We start from the raw sequence: 6,969 nt of genomic DNA, 5'->3' as shown, positions 1-6,969 counted from the left end.
CCAGGAAGGCGGTGGCGCCGCCGAAGCCGCCCAGGTGGTCCAGCTGCGTGCACTGCAGGGCCAGCGCGCGGGTCGGTTGCGGCAGGCCCGCGCCCTCGGGCCCGGTGCTGAGCCAGCGCGGGCGGGTTGACAGCGAGAGCCGCTCCTGGCGCGCGCTGCCCATCTGCCATTCGGTCATCGCCACCAGGCGCAGGCGCCGCTTGGCGCCATGGCCCACGGCCACGTCCACATGTACCTGCTTCAAGGCCGCCTCGGTATCCACGCACCAGGTCAGCGTGACCGTGAGGTCGTCCATGTGCTGGGTGATGCGGGTGTAGCCGATGCCGTGCTCCACCTCGCCGGCCGCCTGGTCGCTGAGCCGGCGGCCGAGCGCCCAGACGCGGCCGCGCTCGAGGTCCTGCAGCAGCAGCCATTCGCCGGGCGGGTCCATCAACGGGTCGTTGGACCAGGGCGTCACCTGGTGCATGCGGCTGTTGCCGGCCCAGGTGTAGCCGCCGGCCAGCTCGGAAACCTGGCAGCCGAAGCGCGGGTTGGCCAGCACGTTGATCCAGGGCTTGGACGGCCGGCGCGCCGGCGTCAGCTCGAACTGGAAGGCGCCATGCTCGGGGTGGAAGTGCCCGTCCGGCGGCAGCGGCGTGCCGCGCGGGCGCAGCGCCAGCGGCTCGGCCACCGGCCACTGCTGGGCGCGCGAGGGCTGGGGCTGTTCCTCCAGTAGCCGCTCGAGCTGCTGTGCCAGCGGCCGGCCGTCGGCCAGCAGCTTCAGCCGCGCCAGCGCCTGCAGCGTGAAGCGCTCGTCGGCCGTCAGGTCCTGCTCGCGCAGCAGGTGCAGCTTGCAGCGCAGGTGCTCGGGCAGGTCGTGGTGGGCCTGCGCCTGCTGCCGGGCCTGCAGCTGCATCAGCTGCTGCTGCACCGGCGCGAGGTAGGAAGCCGGCTCGCCGTTGGTGACCACCAGGTCCACGCCGAGGCCCGCGGCGGTCCACCAGCGCAGGCCCTTCTTCAATGACTGCACCAGGTCGAGGCCTTCCTCGCCGGTGATGGCCACCCAGATCAGCGGCCGTTCGCCGGAGATGCCGTGGCGCCACAGCAGCCGGCGGTCGCAGCGGGTGCCGGGCGGCAGGCGCTGGGCGCCGAGCTGTTCGCGGGTGGCCTGGGCGGTCACCAGCGTGTTGACGTGCAGCATCGCCGACCAGGTCTCGGGATCGAACTGCAGCTCGCGCAGCCGGATGCCGGCCATCGTGTGCGACATGCTGGCCGCCCGCTCGACATGGCTGGGCTGGCGGTACTTGTCGACCAGCTGCTCCAGCGCCTCGGCGTCCTGCGAGGCCGCGGTGCAGAAGGTCAGCTTGATGGTGGCACCCGGCGGCAGCTGCAACCGCACGACCAGGCCGGCGACGGGATCGAGGCCGGTGTCCAGCCTGAGATCTCCGTCGGCAGGCCCTTCGACGGCATCGAAGCCGGCGTCGCCCAGCGGCCGGCCCGGGCTGCCGTAGCGGCCCATCCAGCGGGCGCGGTCGGCGCAGGGGCTGATCTCGTCGATCGTGCCGTCCACCGCGGCCAGGAAGTGCACCGCACGCATCACCGGCTCGTCGGGCAGGCGCGGGCGCCGCTCCAGCGTCAGCAGCCGCTCGGCGGCCCGCCAGCGCTGCTGGATGAACATGTTGGAGAAGGCGGGGTGCGACTCGTCGGCGCGCTGCGGCGCCAGCGTCGCCTCGAACAGGCCGGCCAGGCGCAGCGGCAGCATGCTGCCGCCGAGATTGCTCAGCTCCACCTGGCGCAGCTCGCAGTCGTCCTCCGGGCTGACCCAGGTGGTGCAGCGGGCCAGCAGCTCGGGCCACTTGGCCTCGAAGACGATCCGGTCGGCCTGCATGCGGCAGACATAGCGGGCCATGCGGTCGGGCGCCGGATGGGCGGTGATCGAATGCCAGGGCTGCTCCTGGCCTTCGCCGCCGCGCTGCAGGTAGAAGAAGCTGCCGTAGTGGCCGCGCAGCAGGTCGTCGCGCCAGCGGGTCAGGCCCACGCCCTTCCAGGCGCTGTAGCCGCTGCCCTGGCTGCGCAGCACCACCGCATGGCGGCCGTTGGTGAGCAGATGGGTGGTGGGCAGGCCGGTGTCGCGCAGCGGCGCCGTCTCGCGCACCAGGCGCACCGCTCGCGGGCCACGCGGCTGCGGCAGCGGCTCGGCGGCGGGCAGGCGCGCGACCTCGCGCGGCGCGCGCTCGTGCAGCAGCGTGGTGACGGCGCGGATGTGCGGGTCGCCCATCAGCCAACGGCGCGGTGCGTCGGCGGCCAGCAGGTTGGTGATCGCCACCAGGCTCATCGACTGGTGGTGGGTCATGAAGGTCTCCACCAGCGTGAAGAGCCGGCCGGCGGCCTGGCGCTGCGGCGTGTAGTCCAGCGCCTCGATGAAACCCAGCGCCTGGCGGGCGCCCAGGTTCTGCAGCGCGCGCAGGTTGTTGACGGCCGCCTGCGGCGCCACCATCGCCGCCATCGCGGTGGCATAGGGCGCCAGCACCCGCTCGTCGGCCGGGATGCGGCGCAGCGCCAGCCGGGCAGCGCCCTGCGGGCCGTACTGGTAGGCCAGCGTGTGGTCCTGGCCGGCAATGGCCGACTCGCTCATGCCCCAGGGCGCGTGGTGCTCGCGGCCCTCGCGCTTCTGCTCGGCCACCGCGCTGCGGCCGACCTGGCCCAGCACGCTGGCGTGCGGCTCGTCCAGCACCAGCGAGGGCATCAGGTACTCGAACATGGAGCCGGACCAGGACTTCAGCCCCACCTCCGTGCCCTCGGCGAAGAAGGGCCGGCCCAGGGCGCTCCAGTGCTCCACCGGCGCGTCGCCCTTGGCGATGGCCAGCAGGCTGGTCAGGCGGGCCTCGCTGGCCAGCAGGTCGTAGTGGTTCTCGTCGACCTGATGCGGCTGCATCTGCGCATCGAAGCGGTAGCCGATGTGCAGCAGCCGGCGCTCGCGGTCGTACAGCGGCGTGAAGTCCGCTTCCAGCGCCAGCGTGTGGCAACGCTGGCCCAGCGCCTGCAGCCGGGCGCGCAGCGCGGCGCCGTCCTCCAGCTCGTCGCGCAGCGCGGATTCCAGCGTCGCGACGATGTCGTGCAGCAGCCAGGCCGAGTGGCCGGCCAGCGTCGGGTGCAGCGCATCGAGCTCGCTGCGGGCCTGGCGCACCTGGGCCAGCGCGATGCGGGCCTCGTCGGCATCGGCGGGCCACTGCCAATGGCCCTCCACCCAGTGGGCGAGGGTGCGCAGCGCCGGCGAGCCGGCCAGCACCGGCTGCAGCGCGCGGGCCCGCTGCAGCGAGGCCTTCAGCGCCGTGCGGGCGCGCTGCGTGTGGCCTTCCGCGGCGGCCAGCTCGCAGGCGCGGGCCACGGCCAGCAGATGGGCCGAGCAGTTGCCGCTGTCCACCGAGGACACGTAGGCCGGCTGCAGCACCGCCAGCGTCTGCGTGTCGTACCAGTTGTAGAAGTGGCCGCGCCAGCGCGGCAGGCGGTCCAGCGTGTCCAGCGTGGCGGCCAGGCGCTCGCCCATCGTGGCCAGGCCGACATAGCCCAGCTCGCGGGCGCAGCAGACGGCCAGCAGGTACAGGCCGATATTGGTCGGCGAGGTGCGGTGCGCCACCATGGTCTGCGGCAGCTGCTGCACGTTGTCCGGGGGCAGCCAGTTGTCATCGGCGCCGATGTGCTGCTCGTAGAAGCGCCAGGTGTCGCGCGCCAGGGCCGAGAGGTACTGGCGCGTGTCCTCGTCCAGCGGAGCCTGCGGCGGGCGCGGGCGGCTGGCCAGCCAGGTCCACAGCGGCGAGGCGGCCCAGACCAGCAGCAGCGGCACCGCGGCGGCCCACTGCACCGGCGCACCCAGCCACTCGGCCAGGCCGAAGGCCAGCAACAGCAGCGCCGCGGCGAAGGGCACGCGGCGGTGCTTGTGGACGAGGGCCGACAGCTCGGTGCGCGCGGCCGCCTGCGATTGCGCGGCCGTGGTCCATTCGAGCAGGTGGCGGCGGCTGACCGCCTGGCGCCACAGCGCGCGGCCGATCGCATCCAGCGTCATCAGGCTCAGCTCCAGCAGCTGCGCGCCGTGCCACACGGCCAGCAGCAGCGCGCGGCCGACGTCGGCGCCGGCATGGCGGTAGAACAGGCGCAGGGCGATGTCGTCGCGGTTCGGCGCCAGCCCGGCCACCGCGCCCAGCAGCGGCCCGGCGCTGAAGGCCGCGGTCACCACCAGCAGGGTGGCCGCCAGCGGCAGCACCCCGCTGACGAGCACCAGCAGCAGCAGGCCCAGCGAGGCCGGCACCACCAGCGAGCGGCGCAGGTTGTCCAGCATCTTCCAGCGGTTGATCGGCGCGATGCCGTAGCGGCGGGCGCGGGCCAGGAAGGGCAGCAGCTGCCAGTCGCCGCGGGTCCAGCGGTGCTGGCGGGCGGCGGCCACGTCGGCATGGACCGGCGAGTCCTCCATCAGGCTCACGTCGCTGACGCCGGCGCAGCGGGCGATCGAGCCTTCCAGCAGGTCGTGGCTCAAGACCTGACCCTCGGGCACGCGGCCGCCCAGCACCGCATGCAGCGCCTGCACGTTGAGCAGGCCCTTGCCGGTGAAGGTGCCTTCGCCGAACAGGTCCTGGTAGATCTCGGAGCTGGCGGCGCTGTAGGTGTCGATGCCGCCCTGGCCGTTGAACAGGCGCTGGAAGGGCGTGCTCTGGTCGGGCTGCGGCAGCGGCGACATCACGCGCGGCTGCAGGATGGCGTAGCCGCCGATGACGCGGCGGCCGCGGGGATCGATGCGGGGCAGGTTCAGCGGATGCGCGGCAATGCCCACCAGCGCGCGCAGGCGGCCGGGGGGCATGTCGGTGTCGGCGTCCAGCGTGACGATGTAGGGCGTGGCCGGATGCGGGCGGGACAGGGCGCCGAAGTCGATGAACGGATCTTCCTCGCCGGGTTCGGCCAGCAGCTGCACCAGCTCCTCGATCTTGCCGCGCTTGCGCTCCCAGCCGATCCAGCGCTGCTCGGTGGCGCACCATCGGCGGCGGCGGTGCAGCAGCAGGAAGCGCAGGCCGTCCGCGGCCGGCTGCGGATAGCGCAGGTTCAGCAGCGTCAGCGCCTCCTGGGCGGCGGCGAGCAGCATGGCGTCGTCGGCGCTCTCGGCGCTGTCGGCGTCGCGGAAATCGCTCAGCAGCGCGAACTGGCAATGCTGCTCGGGGTTGGCCAGGTGGTGCTGCTCCAGCTGCGCGCAGAGCGCCGCCGTCTCGGCCTCGCTGGTGAGCATGGCCGGGATCACGACCAGCGTGCGCTGCTCGGGCGCGAGGCCGCCGGCGAGGCCCAGCCGCGGCAGCCGGCGCGGCCGCACCGACTCGCTGATCAGCCGGTTGACGAAGGCCACCACCGCCTCGCTGGCCGGGCCCAGCAGCAGCAGGCCCGTCAAGGCGAGCAGCCAGGCGGGCGCGTCGTCCGGCGCGCCGTGGTGCAGCAGCCAGGCCACGCCGCCGAAGCTCAGCAGGGTCAGGCCGCCGAGGTAGGCGGCGGTCTTCAGCGCGCGGCGGGCCGGCGCGCCTTCCGGCGGCAGCCAGGGCGGCGGCAGGCCCAGGCCTTCGTTGAGCCGCGAGCGGCCGGGGCCGCGCCACCAGTAGGCCGGGGCGCCGCCATGGCCGGGCTCGACCGGGCCGCCGGCGCGCGTCAGGTCCACCAGCAGCTGGGCCACGGTGGCCTCGCTGCGCCCGCTGCGGCGGGCCAGGCGCTCGACCGCATGCAGGGTCTCGTCCTGCGTCTCCTTGGACTCGGCGGCGTAGACCGGTGCGGTCAGCAGGATCTGCATCACCTGGCTGCTCGCGGCGATCAGCTCGCGCCAGTCCACCCGGTCCAGCTGGCGCAGCGTGACGATGGCGTTGCGCACGCTCTGCTGGTCCTCGGTGGACTCGTTCTGCTGGTGGGCCAGCGAGGCGGCCGGGTCGGGCAGCCGCGCGGCCAGCCAGGCATCCAGCGCCTGCGAGACCTCGGGGCGCAGCTCTTCCTGGCGGTGTTCCAGCTGCAGGTAGAAGGCCTCCTCGACGCCGCGCGCCTTGATGCCCGGCTCCAGTGCCTCCAGCTCGGCGAGCTGCGCCGGATCGGCGGGCGCCTTGTCGAACCAGGCGTGGGCGGCATCGCGCGCGGCCTGCTGCGTGGCGGAACGTTCGGCCAGGCGGCGCAGGTTCTCCACCAGCACCACCCGCAAGGTCGTCGGCAGGGCCCACAACTCGGCCAGCGAGAGCGGCCGCTCGGCCTGGTAGGCGCTCAGGTAGCCGTGCAGCAAGGCGGCGTCGAAGCCGCTGTCGGTGTGGGCCACCCAGGCCCAGGCCACGCCGTAGATGCGCGGCAGGCCGGCCAGTGGCTCGTCGCGCAGCCGCGGCAGCAGGCGGAAGAAGCTGCGCGGCAGGCTGCGGCGGATCGTGTGCAGCTGCTCGTCGATCAGGTTGGCGTTGTCCAGCAGCCAGTGGGCGGCGGGGCCGAGGTGGCGGCCGTCGAGCGCGCGGCGTTCCAGCTGCGCGCGCGAGCGCTGCAGCATCGTGATATTGCTCTGCAGCCGCGGAAAGAACTGGGCGCCCGAGCGGGTGCCGCTGACGATCTCATGGGCCAGCGCGAGGCTGTGCCCGTGCTGCTCGAAGCGCGCCGGGCCGAACAGCACCGAGCGGATCGGCGGCTCCAGCGGGCCGCAGCCCGCGTCCAGCAGTGTCGCGGGGTCGGCGAACCTGGCCGACTTGGCGCTTACAGCCATGCGCAGGCGACCACCAGCACCAGCGCCGAGACCGCCACCGTCGTCGCGAAGCGCGGCGCCACCAGGGCATGGATCTGCTCGGCCAGCATTGCCGCGCCGAACCATCGGCCGCGGGCCCGGTGGCACTGCTGCAGATGCCGGCACAGCTGGGTGGCGGCGTCATGCGGGAGGGTGCTCGTGGCGAGGCGGCGGGAGGCGAGGGTGGCGGTGCTCATGGCGTGGATGGGGTGCTCGAT

The 6,969-nt window shown here is 73.8% G+C and carries 2 protein-coding genes; both read right to left on the bottom strand.

All coding sequences use genetic code 11. The features are described 5' to 3' along the window. A partial coding sequence (locus tag B0W88_RS28280) for a glucoamylase family protein (protein ID WP_077037891.1) occupies nt 1-6,733 on the bottom strand: 6,733 nt, incomplete at its 3' end. Continuing rightward, nucleotides 6,724-6,969, bottom strand: a 246-nt coding sequence (locus B0W88_RS28275; RefSeq protein ID WP_233151874.1) for a hypothetical protein, incomplete at its 5' end; no start/stop codon positions are given. The genes B0W88_RS28280 and B0W88_RS28275, both read right to left, overlap by 10 nt.

This window comes from Pelomonas sp. KK5, from assembly GCF_001984095.1.
GTDB lineage: Bacteria > Pseudomonadota > Gammaproteobacteria > Burkholderiales > Burkholderiaceae_C > KK5.
The sequence above is the reverse complement of the archived record's forward strand: the minus strand, read 5'-3'. Positions and strand labels throughout refer to the sequence as shown.